The organism is Nocardia rosealba (assembly GCF_020216065.1).
GTDB lineage: Bacteria > Actinomycetota > Actinomycetes > Mycobacteriales > Mycobacteriaceae > Nocardia > Nocardia rosealba.
Window position 1 is genome coordinate 639405 of the sequence record NZ_JAIWNA010000002.1, and the last position, 14743, is coordinate 654147.

14 protein-coding genes are annotated in these 14743 nt (G+C 67.5%); 5 read left to right on the top strand and 9 right to left on the bottom strand.

Features of this window, described 5'->3' with window-relative positions; translation table 11 throughout:
• The first annotated feature begins 62 nt into the window (after nt 1-62).
• A complete protein-coding gene (locus LDL21_RS09855; RefSeq protein WP_225279729.1) occupies nt 63-1238 on the top strand; it encodes an esterase/lipase family protein in 1176 nt (391 codons plus the stop codon).
• A gap of 59 nt (nt 1239-1297) precedes the next feature.
• On the opposite strand, the gene LDL21_RS09860 is transcribed toward LDL21_RS09855, so the two are convergent.
• The gene (locus LDL21_RS09860) at nt 1298-2470 is read right to left on the bottom strand and encodes a PucR family transcriptional regulator (protein ID WP_372462160.1); all 1173 of its coding nucleotides are present in this window, start codon (nt 2468-2470) and stop codon (nt 1298-1300) included.
• 263 nt (nt 2471-2733) lie between these two features.
• On the opposite strand from LDL21_RS09860, the gene LDL21_RS09865 reads away from it, so the two are divergent.
• Entirely contained in the window at nt 2734-3210 is a 477-nt protein-coding gene (locus tag LDL21_RS09865) for an HAD-IIIC family phosphatase (protein WP_181697062.1), read from the top strand.
• Between the two features lie 54 nt (nt 3211-3264).
• Here the strand turns inward: LDL21_RS09865 and LDL21_RS09870 are convergent, their stop codons facing one another.
• Nucleotides 3265-4119 carry a sigma-70 family RNA polymerase sigma factor gene (locus tag LDL21_RS09870; RefSeq protein ID WP_225279730.1) on the bottom strand — a complete coding sequence of 285 codons (855 nt, stop codon included), beginning with the start codon at nt 4117-4119 and terminating at the stop codon, nt 3265-3267.
• Nucleotides 4120-4231: 112 nt separating this feature from the next.
• Here LDL21_RS09870 and LDL21_RS09875 point away from each other — a divergent pair, with 112 nt between their 5' ends.
• Nucleotides 4232-4576, top strand: coding sequence for a DoxX family protein (locus LDL21_RS09875; RefSeq protein WP_225279731.1), 345 nt, complete (start codon nt 4232-4234; stop codon nt 4574-4576).
• Between the two features lie 43 nt (nt 4577-4619).
• Here the strand turns inward: LDL21_RS09875 and LDL21_RS09880 are convergent, their stop codons facing one another.
• Entirely contained in the window at nt 4620-6209 is a 1590-nt protein-coding gene (locus tag LDL21_RS09880) for a GMC family oxidoreductase (RefSeq protein ID WP_225279732.1), read from the bottom strand.
• A gap of 144 nt (nt 6210-6353) precedes the next feature.
• A complete protein-coding gene (locus LDL21_RS09885) occupies nt 6354-7841 on the bottom strand; it encodes an FAD-dependent oxidoreductase (protein ID WP_225279733.1) in 1488 nt (495 codons plus the stop codon).
• A gap of 162 nt (nt 7842-8003) precedes the next feature.
• On the opposite strand from LDL21_RS09885, the gene LDL21_RS09890 reads away from it, so the two are divergent.
• Nucleotides 8004-8495, top strand: a complete 492-nt coding sequence (locus LDL21_RS09890) for a glutathione peroxidase (protein ID WP_225279734.1) — start codon at nt 8004-8006, stop codon at nt 8493-8495.
• A gap of 1 nt (nt 8496) precedes the next feature.
• Here LDL21_RS09890 and LDL21_RS09895 read toward each other — a convergent pair whose 3' ends face one another.
• Together LDL21_RS09895 and LDL21_RS09900 are read right to left on the bottom strand one after the other, a co-directional pair.
• Nucleotides 8497-9696 carry a DUF7373 family lipoprotein gene (locus LDL21_RS09895; RefSeq protein ID WP_225279735.1) on the bottom strand — a complete coding sequence of 400 codons (1200 nt, stop codon included), beginning with the start codon at nt 9694-9696 and terminating at the stop codon, nt 8497-8499.
• On the bottom strand, nt 9693-11273 hold the full coding sequence (locus LDL21_RS09900; protein WP_225279736.1) for a serine/threonine-protein kinase: 1581 nt from the start codon (nt 11271-11273) through the stop codon (nt 9693-9695). The genes LDL21_RS09895 and LDL21_RS09900 overlap by 4 nt, the downstream gene beginning before the upstream one ends.
• A 148-nt stretch (nt 11274-11421) precedes the next feature.
• On the opposite strand from LDL21_RS09900, the gene LDL21_RS09905 reads away from it, so the two are divergent.
• Nucleotides 11422-12252 carry an SAM-dependent methyltransferase gene (locus tag LDL21_RS09905; protein WP_225279737.1) on the top strand — a complete coding sequence of 277 codons (831 nt, stop codon included), beginning with the start codon at nt 11422-11424 and terminating at the stop codon, nt 12250-12252.
• A 125-nt stretch (nt 12253-12377) separates the two neighbouring features.
• Here LDL21_RS09905 and LDL21_RS09910 read toward each other — a convergent pair whose 3' ends face one another.
• The 3 genes from LDL21_RS09910 to LDL21_RS09920 form a co-directional block, all read right to left on the bottom strand.
• Nucleotides 12378-12854, bottom strand: coding sequence for a hypothetical protein (locus tag LDL21_RS09910; protein ID WP_225279738.1), 477 nt, complete (start codon nt 12852-12854; stop codon nt 12378-12380).
• On the bottom strand, nt 12854-13396 hold the full coding sequence (locus LDL21_RS09915) for a hypothetical protein (protein ID WP_225279739.1): 543 nt from the start codon (nt 13394-13396) through the stop codon (nt 12854-12856). The genes LDL21_RS09910 and LDL21_RS09915 overlap by 1 nt, the downstream gene beginning before the upstream one ends.
• Before the next feature lie 286 nt (nt 13397-13682).
• Complete coding sequence (locus LDL21_RS09920) at nt 13683-14726, bottom strand: aspartate/glutamate racemase family protein (protein WP_225279740.1); 1044 nt, start codon at nt 14724-14726, stop codon at nt 13683-13685.
• Between the last annotated feature and the right edge of the window lie 17 nt (nt 14727-14743).

Consider the following 14743-nt stretch of genomic DNA (forward strand, 5'->3'; position numbering starts at 1 on the left):
TCGTATTCCCGATCGAAAAAGGGGACACGAATTATCGAATCGCACAGGAAGATACGCCAACGATGAAATCTCCCAGTCGCCGACGCACGCTGCAGACAGCGATGCTCACCGGCGTCAGCGCGCTCGCCGTGGCGCTCACCGGCCCAGGGGCAGGCGCGGCCCCCAACGACGCGCCGACCGAACAGGCTCTCGCCGAGATCATCGCCGCGGGCCGCTCGGTGGCCGGCCCCAGCGGCTCGGCCTGCAACTCCGGTAGCGGCACCGGCTCGGGCAACGGCTCCGGCGACTGCTATGGCGGCTCGGGCTCCAGCTCGGGTTCCTCGGGCGGCTACTCCAGCGACACCGTCGGCGTCGGCCCGGCCCAGACCTCGTTCCTCGCGGCCTTCGCCTACGGCCTGGGCAACGGTGACGCGGCGCCTCCCGGCGCCAACGACTGGAACTGCAAGCCCGCCGACGGCGACCGCCCGCTGGTCATGGTGCACGGCACCTGGATGAACGCCTACAACGGTTACGCGTTCATGGGCCCGGAGTTCAAGAACGCCGGGCTGTGCACCTTCACCTTCAACTACGGTCGCTCCAACCTGATCGAAGGTGGCGGTCTCGGTTCGGTGCTGCCCGGCGTGATGGGCACCGGCTACATCCAGGACTCGGCCGATCAGCTGGCCCTGTTCGTCGACCGGGTCCTCGCGGCCACCGGTGCCGACGAAGTCGACATCGTCGCCCACTCGCAGGGTGGTTCGATGTCGAACTGGTACACCAAGTTCGACGGCGGTGCCGACAAGGTGAAGAACCTGATCACCTACGGTGCCACCCACCACGGCACCAGCCTCGACGGCATCGGCGCCCTGGGCCGCATGATCAACAACCTGGGTATCGACATCCTCGGCTTCATCGAGATCTTCGTCGGGCACGCCGGTATCCAGCAGACCATCGGTTCGGACTTCGTCAACCAGCTCAACGCCAACGGCGACACCGTCCCCGGCATCGACTACACCATCGTCGGCACCCGGTACGACGAGGTCACCAACCCCTACGATCTGACCTTCCTGAAGCAGGGCCCGGGCGCCACCGTCCGCAACATCACCCTGCAGGAAGGCTGTGAGCAGGACGTGTCCGACCATCTCACGATGATGTACTCGCCGCGCGCCCTGTCGATCGCGCTCAACGCCATCGATCCCGGTCATCAGATCGTGTGCACCTTCAACCCCTGGCTGGTCGGCGGTGGCGGCAGCCTCTGACCCCTGGTGAAACGGGCGCTGCCCGGGGAATCATCCCCGGGCAGCGCCTTTTTCGTGGATCAGACGGTGGTGCGGTAGCTGCGCGCGACCAGCGCCGAACGCAGGTACCACAGTCCCGACGGCTGGGTGGGGTCGAAACCGGTGAGCTGACCGATGCGCTTGAGCCGGTAGTCGACGGTGTTGGTGTGCACGTGCAACACCCGCGCGGTGCGCTGCCGGTTGAGGTTGTTGGCGATATGGCGCTGCAGGGTTTCCAGCAGTTCGGGGAACTGGTCGAGCGGGTCGAGCAGCGAGCCGAGGAATTCGCGACCCGGCCCCGGCCGGGTGAGCTGGTATTCGAGCGCGAGTTCGTCGAAGCGGTACAGACCCGAGGTGACCTCGAGGCGCTGGACCATGTCGAGCAGTTCGTGGGCCTGATCGGCGGCATCGGGAATGCCGGTGGTGCTCGTCTCGACCAGCGCGGCCGTGATGCCGACTTGTGCGGCCTGAGAGAGCTGGGCGACCAGAGCGGTGAGGCCGTCGCGGTCGAAGGTGTCGGCGGGGATGAGCACGGTGCCGCCGTCGACACTGAGCAACGACAGCGCGGTATCACCGCAGCGCTTGGCCAGTTCGGCCTGCACGCGGCGCAGCTTGCGCCGGGCCACCACCTTCTGATCGAGGGCCGGGTTCGCCTCTTCGCGGTGTGGCGGAATGGACAGCGCGAGCACGGCGTACTGCTCGGCGATGGCGATGCCGCATTCGCGGGCCATGGTGGAGGTGCTGTGCCCGCCGAGCAGCGCGGAGGTGAGGGTGTGCACCGCCGTGTGATGCTCGCTGACCACACCGCGCAATTCGCGCACATAGGCCAGCGAGACCTGGCAGGTGATGGTGTCGAGCATTTCCATCACCATCTTCACGCCGTCGACGAGGTTGTCGTAGTCCTTCACCGACGCGCTCGAGACCACCAGGTCCAGGCCCATCTTGAAGCCCTCGGCGATGGAGTGGTGGATGGTGTCGATCGGCACGCCCTCGCGGGCCCAGCCGCTGGCGGCGTCCTGCAGTCGCTGCAAGGTGCTCGGTATATCGCGGCCGTCGAGCATGCTGACCGCGAATTCCAGGCAGATGCGGGTGATGGTCGTGACGTCGCCGGTGATCGCGTCGCCCGGCAGCGTGCCGCACGGGGCGACGTTTTCGACGAAATGTCCTACCATCTGCCGTGACAACGCCCGGACGTCTTTGAGGGGAGACGACATCGGCCGCCCCGAGATCGTGAGCGATTGTCGTGGTGGATTGTGTACGGACATCTGAAGTTCCCTTCGCCTGATTTCGGCTGTCCCCCCGCTGTCCAGCCTGTTCACCCTAGCCAAGGCAGGCCCGATCCGGAATGAAACGCCGGGTTCTGGGTGACGTTCGCGTGTCCACCACCCGATGTTGGTGGGCCGTCACAAGGGTGGTCCCGGTGGCATCACAGGTTGTAGAGTTCAGCGCGCCGGAACGAACCGATAGGGGCACCACCATGCGACCTGCCGTCCGTTGTCTGGTCTGGGAACTGGACGAAACCCTGTGGGACGGTGTGGTCCACGACGGGACCAGCGCCGCGCCACGCCCACCGGCGTTGCGCACGTTGACGATGCTGAGCGACCGCGGCGTGCTGCATGCCGTCGCGGCCCGCGGCGACCGCGCACGCACCATGCGCACGCTGTATCGGCACGGGCTCCACGACATGTTCTCGGCGGTCGAGATCGGCTGGGGACGCAAATCGGCCGCGATCGTGCGGATCGCGGGCACCCTTGGGCTCGGGCTCGAGGGCATGGCGTTCATCGACGCCGAACCCGTCGAGCGCGCCGAGGTCTCGCGCTCGCTGCCGATGGTGCGCTGCTACGCGGCACGCAATGTCGACATGCTGCCGCTGCTTCCCGACTTCCGGCACGACCTGCGTTCGGGTCCGATGCCGACACCGCCACTGGGGTTCGAGCGGGTTCCGGCCTTCTGACCAGCGGAAATCCGGGACTTCGCACTGACGGCAAGCGTGCATCGACTGCCGAAATCATGAGGCCAGCAGCGACAGCGTGAACCGCTCCGGAGTCGCGGACACGTCGTAGGCCGCGATTCGGCCCTCGCACACCTGGAAGGTCAGCACGAAGACCGGCCTGCCCGCCCGTGCCAGCACCAGGCCGGGCCTGCCGTCGACGAGAACCAGGACCGCCTCGCGCGAGCGTTGCCGCAGCGCGACCGCGCCCTCGGCCACCGCACGGGCGCCGCGGACCACCGCGGCCATCCCCGGTGTGAGCGCCGCCGGATCGGCGGTGCGGACCACATCGGGCGCGAGAATCTCGAGCAGCGCGACGAGGTCACCGCCGCGCGCGGCCCGCAGGAACGCGGCAACGGCCGCGCGCTGCTCGACGAGATCGGCCGTGCTCATCGCGGCCGGTGCGTTGACCCGGTGCCGGGCCCGGCTGGCGAGCTTCTTGGTCGTCGCGGGGGTGCGCCCGAGTATCGGCGCGATCTCGGCGAACGGGACCGCGAACAGGTCGTGCAACACGAACGCCACCCGTTCCTCCGGACCCAGCGCGTCGAGCACAACCAGTACCGCACGCTCCACCGAATCCGTTTGTAGCGCTTCGGCTTCCGGACCGGCATCGGTGGTCGGGAGTTCCACTTCGTCGGCGTGGGTCTCGGGGCGGCGCGCACGGGCCCGCAACAGATCGAGGCACAGCCGGGACACGACGGTGGTGAGCCAGCCGTCCAGGTCGGCGATCACCGCCTCGGTCCTGGCCAGGCGCAACCACGCCTCCTGCACCACGTCCTCGGCCTCGGCGGTGGCACCGAGCATCCGGTGCGCGAGGCGGCGCAGCCGGTCACGGCGCTGCTCGAACATCAGCGCGAGCGAATCCGCGCGCATCGGTCACCTTTCGGGTTCGCCGGTCGTCACCGGGAAAGACGGCACTTCGCCGTCGTCGCCTTGCTGTCTCCACTGTGGCAGAGGCGCTCGTCCGCCGAAAACGGAGGAATCCATGAACACCGCTTACGTCGTCGTCACCGTGCTCGCCGCGCTGGCCGCTCTGCTCGCCTCGGGAATCGACGTGTTCCGCGCCGACTGGGTGCGCGAGAACATGCGCGAGTACGGGCTGCCCACCTGGGCGCTGCCACCGCTGGCCGTCATCAAGGCCGCGGGCGGTATCGGTCTGCTCGCGGGGCTGGCCTATCGGCCACTGGCCGTGGCCGCCGCGGCCGGGCTGGTGCTGTACTTCATCGGCGCCGAGATCACCGTGGTGCTCACCCGCTGCTACTCGCACGTGGCCTACCCGCTGCCGTATCTGCTGCTCGCGGGCGCCTCGCTGACGCTGGCCGTGGCGTGAGACCGGTGGTGGCGTGCCGTGCCGGCGCGCCACCACCGTCGTCTCAGGCGCTCGCCAGGATGAAGTCGGCGGCCTGTTCGCCGATGAAGATCGCCGGCGCGTTGGTGTGCCCACGGATGATCAACGGCATCACCGAGGCGTCGGCCACGCGCAGACCCTCGACTCCGCGCACCTTCAGATCCGGGCCGACGACGCTGGCCGCGTCGGTGCCCATCCGGCAGGTGCCGACCGGGTGGTACAGGGTGTGCGAGAACTTCTCGATGGTCAGCGCGATCGTGGCCTCGAGATCGTCGGGTGCCTGCGGCGGGTAGATCAGCGGCCCGAGCGTGCTCTTGAGCGCCGGCTGGCCCGCGAGCCCGGCGCACACCCGCAGACCGGCGGTCAGCGCGGCCAGGTCGGCGCCGTCGGGGTCGGACAGGTAGCGCGGATCGATCACCGGCTTGGCCGTCGGGTCGGCCGAGGCCAGACCGATCCGGCCACGGCTGCGCGGCCGCAACAGGATGGACCCGAGGACCACACCGTGCTCGGTCGCCTCCACGAGACCCTCGTGGTAGAACGGCGCGGGCGCGTAGATCAGCTCGAGATCGGGGTGCTCGAGCTCGGGTTCGCTGCGCACGAAGCCGTACGCCTCGCCGACATTGGAGGTGAGCATGCCCCGGTGCCGCACCACGTAGTTCAGCAGTTCCAGCGGCTTCTCGGCGGTGTACAGCGAATCGGACTCCACGCTGTAGCCGAGCGCGGCGATCAGGTGGTCCTGCAGATTGGCGCCGACCTCGGGGGAGTGGGCGACCACATCGATGCCGTGCTCGGTGAGCTGTTCACGGTCACCGATGCCCGAAAGCTGCAGCAGCTGTGGGCTGTTCACCGCGCCGCCGCACAGGATGACTTCCTTCGCGGCGGTCACCACATGGGTTTGCCCCTCGTGCAGGAACTCGACCCCGGTGGCCTTGGTGCCCTCGAACAGCACTCGGGTGGCCAGAGCCTCGGCCCGCACGGTGAGGTTGGCGCGCTTCATCGCGGGCCGCAGGTAGGCGTCGGCGGTGCTCCAGCGCCTGCCGTCGCGCTGGGTCACCATCGTCTGGGTGAAACCTTCGGGCGCCGGACGATTCGCGGCCTCGAGTTTGTGCCCCGCCTGCCGGGCCGCCTCGAGGAAGGCGTGGGTGGAGGCACGCGGGCTGCGCTGGCGCTGCACGTGCAGCGGCCCCTTCGCGCCCTCGTCGGGGAACTGCGCGTCCTGCACGTTCTCGATCTTGCGGAACTGTTCGACGGCCGAAGCGAAGTTCCACTTCTCGCCCGCCAGCAGCCCCCATTCCTCGTAGTCGGCGCGGAAACCGCGCACCCACATCATCGCGTTCATCGACGACGAGCCGCCGAAGGTCTTGCCGCGCGGCCAGTAGATCCGGCGGTCACCGAGCGCGGCCTGCGGTTCGGTGGAGTAGTCCCAATCCCGTTCGCTGCGGAACAGTTTCGAGAACGCCGCCGGAATATGGGCGAACTTGTCGTCGTCGGCGGGCCCCGCCTCCAACAGTACGACCGTGGTGCCCGCGTCGGCGCTGAGCCTGTTCGCGAGCACCGCCCCCGCTGACCCGGAGCCGACGATCACGTAATCCGCGGACGTCCCACCTGCTTGCACTGTCCAACTCCGATCCTGCACTGCATCTGTCGTAGCCAACACGGATACACCCGAGGCCCGCGTGAAAACACCGCGAGCACAGCCTGACTCGGCGTCGGGCCGGGTGCTGCAAGCAGCGTACTGACAGTCGGCGTGCGGTGGGACTCAGTAGGTCCCGGCCGCCGCGGCACGACCCGCGCGGCGACCGTAGAAACTGCCGTCACCGAGCGATGCCCCGCTGACATAACCGCCCGCGCACAGCCCTGACGTGCACCTACCGGCGGCGAACAGCCCCGGAATCGGCTCGCCGCTCACGTGCAGCACCCGCGAATCCAGGTCGGTGCGCAGCCCGCCGAGGGTGAATCCGGCGGTGAAACCGCGCAGATCGAACCCGGCCAGCGAGCCCTCGATCGGGCGCACCCACTCGGGCTTCTTGCCGAGCAGGGGATCGCTGCCGTTGGCGGCGTGCCGGTTGTAGGTGGCGATCGTCGTCTGCAGGGCCTGCTCGGGCAGACCCATCTCGGCCTCGAGCTCGGCGACCGTCTCGGCGACCCACTTGGGCGGGAACCGGAAGAACGGGGTCGAACTCTCGGTGGCGAGCGCCTCCTCGAGGGAACGTTCGTCGAGGATCAGGAAGGCCTGGTTCTCCTGCCGCAGCAGGGTGGCTTGTCCGATCCGGCCGGGGTAGGTGTCCTCGGCGATGTAGCGCTGTCCGCGTCCGTTGACGAGGATGCCGCGCGCCATCATCTGCGGGTCACCGAAGATCGCGACCTCGCTGGCGTCCATGTGGGCCAGTTCGGCGCCGAGTGCCTGCGCCAACCGGATGCCGATGCCGTCGTGCTCTTCGATGGCTGCGCCGGGGCGTCCGCTCAGCTGCGGGGTGTAGCGGTCGATCATCTCGGTGTCGTAGGCGAAACTGCCGGTCGCCAGGACCACGCCGCGGGCAGCCCGGACCGTGATCGGCTTGCCGAACCGGGTCGCGACCAGGCCGACCACCCGGTCGTCGGCGTCGACGACCAGCCGCCGGATGCGGGTGTCGTATTCGACGGCGACACCGAGCTCGGCGACGGTGTCGGCCAGTGGCTTCATCAGCATGTAGCCGCCGCTGCGTTCGCCGATCTTCTTGTTCGCCAGCTGCGGAACATGCCCTCGCGGTGCGGGTTTGGCGATGTCGAGGAACGGCGCCGCGTTCTCGCCGCCGGAATACATCAGGCCCTCGTCGTGCGGCGGCTCCCAGCCCGGCTCGCCCCAGAACTCCTCTTTGAACGGCACACCGCAGTCCACGAGCCAGTCGTAGTGTTCGACACTGCCCGCGCAGTAGTCGGCGATCTTGGCCGCATCGACACCGGGGCCGAGCGCGGCCGTCAGGAAGGTGGCCATGTTCTCGGGGGTGTCGTCGAAGCCGAGCGCACGCTGCAGCGCCGTCCCGCCGCCGAGGTAGACGAAGCCGCCCGCGAGTGCGGCGGCCCCACCCCAGCCGCCGGTGCGTTCCAGGATCAGGACCTTCGCGCCCGCGCGCGCGGCTTCGATGGCGGCACACACTCCCGCGATGCCGTAGCCGGCGACGACCACGTCGACCTCGAAATCCCACTGGTCGACGGTGTTCTCGCGCAGCGGCCGGACGGTGTCGGTACGCGGGCTGTTGTCGGTCACGGCTGCCTCCGGTGGTGGGTGTGTACCGAAATGGTGCCGCGTGGAGGCCAACAAAACAAGAACGTGTTACAGAATTCCCGTCCAGCGGGACACGGATTTCGGCCCGCGGCTCCGGTACGGTGGCGATCGAACCCACGTCGAGAAGAATCTGGTGGTGCACACGTGAGCGCGAACATTCGGGACATCGCGGTAGAGACCCTGGCCGGCGAGCCGACCACGCTGGGCGAACTGGCCGGCGACAAGGCCGTGCTGCTGGTGAACGTGGCCTCGAAATGCGGGCTGACCCCGCAGTACAGCGGCCTGGTCGAACTGCAGAAGAGCTACGGCGAGCGCGGTTTCACCGTGATCGGTGTGCCGTGCAACCAGTTCATGGGCCAGGAACCCGGCAGCGCCGAGGAGATCCAGGAATTCTGCTCGGTCACCTACGGTGTCGACTTCCCGCTGCTGGCGAAGACCTCGGTGAACGGCGACGACCGGCACCCGCTGTACCAGGTGCTCACCGAGACCCCCGACGCCGAGGGTACGGCCGGTGACGTGCAGTGGAACTTCGAGAAGTTCCTCATCGCCCGCGACGGCTCGGTGGCCGCGCGGTTCCGTCCGCGCACCACCCCGGACGACCCCGAGGTCGTGCGGTCGGTCGAAGCCCAGCTCTGAGCTACTGCGCGTTGGCGAGCAGCGCGTACTGCGCTGCCGCCTGCTTGCGCACGGTTCCCGCTTCCGGCCCGCTCACGAACCCGCCGTAATTCCGGTAACTCACGTAGCAGCGAGTCACCGCGGGCGCGCTGCCGGACGCCCGGCGCTCGGCGCAATACGCACCGGGCACCGCGTCCGGCCCCGAGATCTCCCGCGCGGCGTCGCTGAGTGTGTCGCGCCAGGTCGTGCCGAAGGCGCCCGCGCCCGCCTGGTCCCGGAAGCGGAACAGGGTGGTGGTGTAGGAGTGGGCGACGCTGTCGACGCCGCTCCGATCCCATGCGGCGGCCAGTTCGGCCGGTTCGCTCGCCCGGTAGTGCCTGCTCGCGCGGCCGGCCCACGCCGCGTATTCGCGTGAGGAGATGGCGATGCGCTGGTTCGGCGGACCGGGAATCAGGGTGCGGCGCAACAGGTCGTCGGGGTCGCGGGGCAGATCGGCGAGCTGTTCGGGCGCGGTCGGGGTGAACTCATCGAGCAGCGGCACCTGCGCGTCGAGGACCTGGGCCACCCGGCGGGCCAGCGCGTCGACATCGGGGGTCGGGTGCTGCAGGAACAGGCTGACCACGATCTCACCGTGCGCGAAGAGCGCGCCGATCGTCTTGATGCCCGGCCGCCAATGTGCGTGTGCGCCGGGGTATCCCGGAATCGGCACCGGCCGGTTGTCCGGGCTCACCGCGAAATCGGTCGCGGCCAGATCGCGTGCGGCATCGGCGGCCGTGCTATTCCCGGGGAACCGCATCAGGACCACCCGGGTCACCTTCGCGTCGGTGTCGATGGCGGGCACGTTCTTGTCGAAAGCCCGGCTGCCCTGGGCGATATCGAACGCGACGATCATCCGATGTCGTTCCAGCGTGGGCAGATTGACGTTCGAGGCGGCCGATGTGTCGACCACGCGGCGCGGGGTGTCGAGCACGTCGGTGCCCCAGTTGTAGGTGAGCGCCGGATCGAGATCCTGGGGAAACACCACCGCGCCGCCCATCCGCAATCCTTCGAGGATCGGGCCGTCCGCCGCAGTGCGACCGATCTCCACATCGGCGGGCGTGGTCGTGTAGCTGCCCACGTCGAGGCCGCGCACGTCGAGTTCGCCGGGAGTCGCGGTGCCGGAGACGGTCGCGCAGCCGGTGAGGAGGGTGGCGAGCGCGCCGAGGGCGACGCGTGTGGTCACAGTGGTGCGGTGGCGAGCCATTGGTCGATCATCTCCTGATGGGTGTGCCCTGGCCAGTACACCTGGAGTAACACGCTCGAATGAGGTGCGGCGTCGAACTGCACCAGCAGCCACGGCCCGTCGGACCCGTTGAACTTCCGCACGGTCACCGGCCTGCCGTACCGCGACCGCACCTGTTCGTTCGCGCCGCTCGGCAGGGAGGCGACATACCGGTCCGCCGTCGCGGCGTCGGGGTAGGCGAGTACCTGCACCTCCAGTTTCTCCCGGTCGGTGCAGTTGAACCCGTTGTCCCACAAGGCATCTGGATTCTTCGTCGCGAAACTGCACCGCAGGTCCCGATACCCGGTGTTGTCCGGACCGGCCGGGAGCAGATCGGGGAACAGGGCGATGATGGGGCGACCTGCCGCCCAGGAGTCCGTCGTGGTTGTCGTCGGCGCGGCGGTGGTGGTGCTGGGCGGTGTGGTGGTGCCGGTGGTGTCGCGGGACGACCAGAGGACTCCGGCGACGACGGCGGCGATCACCGCGAACGCGGCGGCGGACCATCCGACGAGCGCCCGCCTGGATGTGCCGGGAGACGCGCTCGAGCCGGTCGGCAGGGGAGAGTGTTGTGCGCCGACAAACGGGGTGGTGCCGGTATCACGGAAGGGTGTGGGGAGATGCGGTGCGGAGTTTTCGTCGAGTGGTGTACCGCTGAAATAGGGACGCTTTTGTGCACTCGGATCGGTTGACGGGGCGACACCACGACTGAGTGCTGCTTGTGCGGCGTCGACCATCTCGGTACAGGTGGCGAACCGCTGTCCAGGATCCTTCGCCAGCGCCCTGGCGAAGACGGAATCCATCGCAGGCGGCAGGCCCGGCGCCCGTTCGGTAACCCTCGGCACCGGCTGCATCAAGTGTGCGCCGATCAGTGCGCCCGCCGTAGTCGCGGTGTAGGGCGGCTGTCCGGTCAGCAGGTGGAACAGCGTGCAGGCGAGAGAATACTGGTCCGCGCGTGGACCGGCCGCCCGCCCGTCGAGGTGCTCGGGTGCGGCGTAACGCAGGGTCGCCACCACCGCGCCGGTCTGGGTGAGCGCGGTGGCCTCGTCGACCGCCTTGGCGATCCCGAAGTCCGTGAGCAACACCTGCTGCGTTCCCGGAACACCTTCGCGTAGAAGGATATTCGCGGGTTTCACATCGCGGTGCAGCAATCCCGCCGCGTGCGCGTAGTCGAGTGCCGCCGCCGTCGACCGCGCGATGTGCAGCGCGTGCTCCGGCGCCACCGGCCCCGCCCGCAACACGGTTTCCGCGTCGGACCCCGCCACGTACTGCATCGCGATCCACAATCGCCCGCCGTCGCTGCCCTGGTCGTGCACGGCGACGATATTCGGGTGGTCGAGCCGCCCCGCCAGCTCCGCCTCCCTCTCGAACCGCGCGCGGAAAACGGGATCCGCCGCGAACGAGGAATGCAGCAATTTCAGCGCGACCAGGCGCGGCAACCGGGGGTGCCCGGCCGCGTACACACTGCCCATCCCACCCGACCCGAGCACCCGCTCGATCCGATAACCGGCGAAAATGTCCCCGGCCCTGAGCTCGTGCATGCCTGCAAACCTAGCTCAGGGACCGCCACCTCGGAGGCCGACGCCCAGGACCCCGCTACCGCACCGTCGAGATACGTTCCCTACCAAGCGAATAGATCATCTAGGCTGATTTCGGAAAGGCACCCGTCCGAAATCACGGAGGAATCCGATGTCGCACGCTTCTGCCGCATACCCCAGCTCCGTGCCCGTCGGAGTCGATACGACTCGAGCGAGTATCGCTCGCGTGTACGACGCCGCCCTCAACGGCAAGGACAACTACGAGGTCGACCGCGCCGTGCTGGCCCAGGTCCGCACCGTCGCGCCGCAGGTGAACGACCTGGCCTGGGCCAACCGCGATTTCCTCATCCGCGTGTGCCGCTTCCTCGCCAGAATGGGGATCGACCAATACCTCGATCTCGGCTCGGGATTACCCACGGCGGAAAACACCCATCAGGTGGTGCAGCGGGTGAATCCCGAATCGCACGTGGTCTATGTCGACAACGACCCGTCGGTGCTGACGCACGCGAAAGCACTACTGGCGAGCAACAGCCGCACCCACATCGCCGAGGCCGACATCTTCGCGCCCCTCGATGTCCTCGGCAACGAGACCGTGCGGACAGAACTCGACTTCACCCGCCCGATCGGGCTGTTTCACATCGGCACCCTGCACCACTACCTCGGTGAAGACGCCCCCACCCTGATGCAGACCTACATCGACGCCCTCCCCGCAGGCTCCTTCGTCGCCATCGCCCACTTCCACGACCCCGAAACCCCTGACTACAGCGAACTGGCCAAGAAGATGGAAGAGAAGTTCATCCACAGCCCCATGGGCAGCGGCCGCTTCCGCACCCGCACCGAAATCCAGGCCATGTTCGGCACCACCACCCTGATCGAACCCGGCCTCGTCCGCTGCGACGACTGGTGGCCCGACGGCCCCCACCTCACCCCTCTGTCCGACGTCCGCCACTGCATCCTCGGCGGCGTCGGCCAGAAGGGCTAGCGATCTGGCGACATTGGCGGGAGCGGGCCGGCTCGGTGATCAACCAGCCCCATGCCTGTCCGGCGCATCTGGTCGCGTGGCTGTCGGCAGGCTGAACTAACGGAATTTGATGCCTCGCCGAATAATTAGCGTGGTTCGATCGAAGATATGTTGTCGTAGAACGTGGAGGGTATCGCCTGGCGGGAGACCTCAGCGCGGATAGTGGCGAGGAATTGCTCGAATCCGTGACGCGCAGGCACACGAGCCACTGCCCATTCGCTTGCGCTATGTTGACGGTTCTTCGCGGCGGTAAACGTCTGGGTAAGGATTCTGTCGAGGCGGGCGGCGGCCAGCACAGCCTCTGGAGTGCCGTAAATCCAGACACTACAGAGCGCTTCGTGCCAGACGTGGTTATCGACCGTTGCGATGTGATCATCCGGTGTGTCGGCCAGCGCAATCTGTTGAATGGTGTCGTAGCTGGTGCGGAAGGCGCCGGTGAGTTGCTGGTAGCTGTCGGCGCGTTTATCCCGTTGCCAGCGGGTGGTTTCGGCACGCTGGTCCCAGAAGCGGCCGATCACAATGCCGACCACAGCAGCTGACGCCGCCAGCAGTGCGGCGGTCATCAAGAGGCTCCTCGCTGTTCGTTGATCTCCGCGGGTTGGTGCGCGGTTGTAGGAGTCATCTGTGTCGAGTGAAACACTCGTACAGGCACTGGCGGCAGGTCTAGTTCGCTGCGTGCCGCGCTGACGAATTGTTCGAATGCGGCTCCGGCCGGCTCGCGCGCCTGATTCCACTCGGTGCGGTCTTGGATTCGGCGGTCGGTCGCGGCGGTGAACAGGGCGCCGAGAGCTTCGTCCAGTTGGGTAACCGCGACGACAACATCGGTAGACCCGTGGAGCCACACGGCGGCGACTGCGCTATCCCACGCCGCGAACCCGCCTGAACGAGTGTGCTCGACGAGGGCTTGGAACGACGCGGCATCAGCGCCGGTCAGGGCAACGACACGAACCGCTTCATAGGTGACTTGGAACTGTTCGATGACACGCTGATAACTAGCAGTCTTCTGATCACGACGCCAGCGAGTCGATTCGGATCGTGTGTCCCACAAACGCCCGATCATGACTCCGACCAGGCCGGCCAACGCGGCGAAGAATGCTGCGGTCATCGTTCCCCCAACGGACCCCTGAACGGGAGCCATGGCTAGTCTACTGTCCCCATCGTCATAGGCATAGCCACCCATCCGGGTACCAGCGCCGCCTGGATACCAGGATCGGGTTCGAGACGACAACATCGCCGCTCCTCGACGGATCGTCTTCGATGCGCAGCTAGGGCTTGTCAGACAGTCGAATGTCTGCTCATGCCGATTCCACGGTGTTGAAGTGGTCTTCTCCCAAGAGCTCGGCCCACTCGCGGCTGTCTGTCCTGCGTGTCGGAGCGTCACAGTAGCGTGCTCATCGACGGATGGAGAGCGTGGAGTTCGTGATGGGGTCTACTTCGAACTGGTTGTTGAGCCGGGGATTGACACCGAAGACGGTGTACTCCGCGCTCAATGTACAGCCGAGCGGGATTCGCACGGATTGGCCGCGGGAGCCCCTAGCTGGGGGCACGTTCGCTGATGGTTCGTTTCTGGTGGTGGAGAGCTCGTCGGACGAAATCGTACAGCCAGCGTCTGTCGGCTGGAGCGACACCACTGCGTACGGGCGATGACCATGCGACTCAGTCGAGGGGGCGCCGTGCCAGGTTGGAAGCGGGCGTGCCCCGGCGGCGACCTGGTGGGCGGCCCCGGCGAGCAGGCGAGTGGAATCCAGTGTGGGTAGAGGGGATACGTCCGGGGTTATCAACAGGGGGATCTCGGTGCAGACCAGAGCGACGGCGTCGCAGCCCAGACCGTGCAGCCGGTTGATGATATCGAGGTAGCGCTGCCGGGATGCAGTGGTGAACACTCCCTCGCAGAGTTCGGTGAAGATGATGTCGTCGATCGAGCGGCGTTCGTCGGAGTCGGGGATCTCGGCGGCGATCCCTTTGGCCGCGAAGACGCGCGGGTACATCGGGCCGGTCATCGTGTACTTGGTACCTAACACTCCAACTCGCAGGTAGCCTTCCGCAGCCGCCTTTTCCGCGACGATTTCCGCGATGTGCAGGCCCGGCAGGGCCAGGTCGTCGCTGGCGGACTCCAATGCCATGTGCGCGGTGTTGTCGGGGCAGACGAAGAACTCTGCCCCGGCCTTGGCGAGGCGGTCGACGCTGGTAGCCAAGGTCTTTCGAATCGCACTGTGGTCGCCGGCTTCCCAGGCCGGCATGCTGCGGCCCATGGCGATGCAGTCCAGGGTCACATCTGCGTGCTGGTGCGGTCCGAGTTCGCGGGCGCCCTCCTGGGAGAGGGTCCGCAAGCACAGCGACGCTCCTTCGATGCTGTGCGCCAAGATCCCGACGTGTCTCATAGGTTGCTCCTTGTCAGCACGAATCGCGCCGTCCATTTCGCGAATATCGTTCATAATGAACCCGTTTCGGC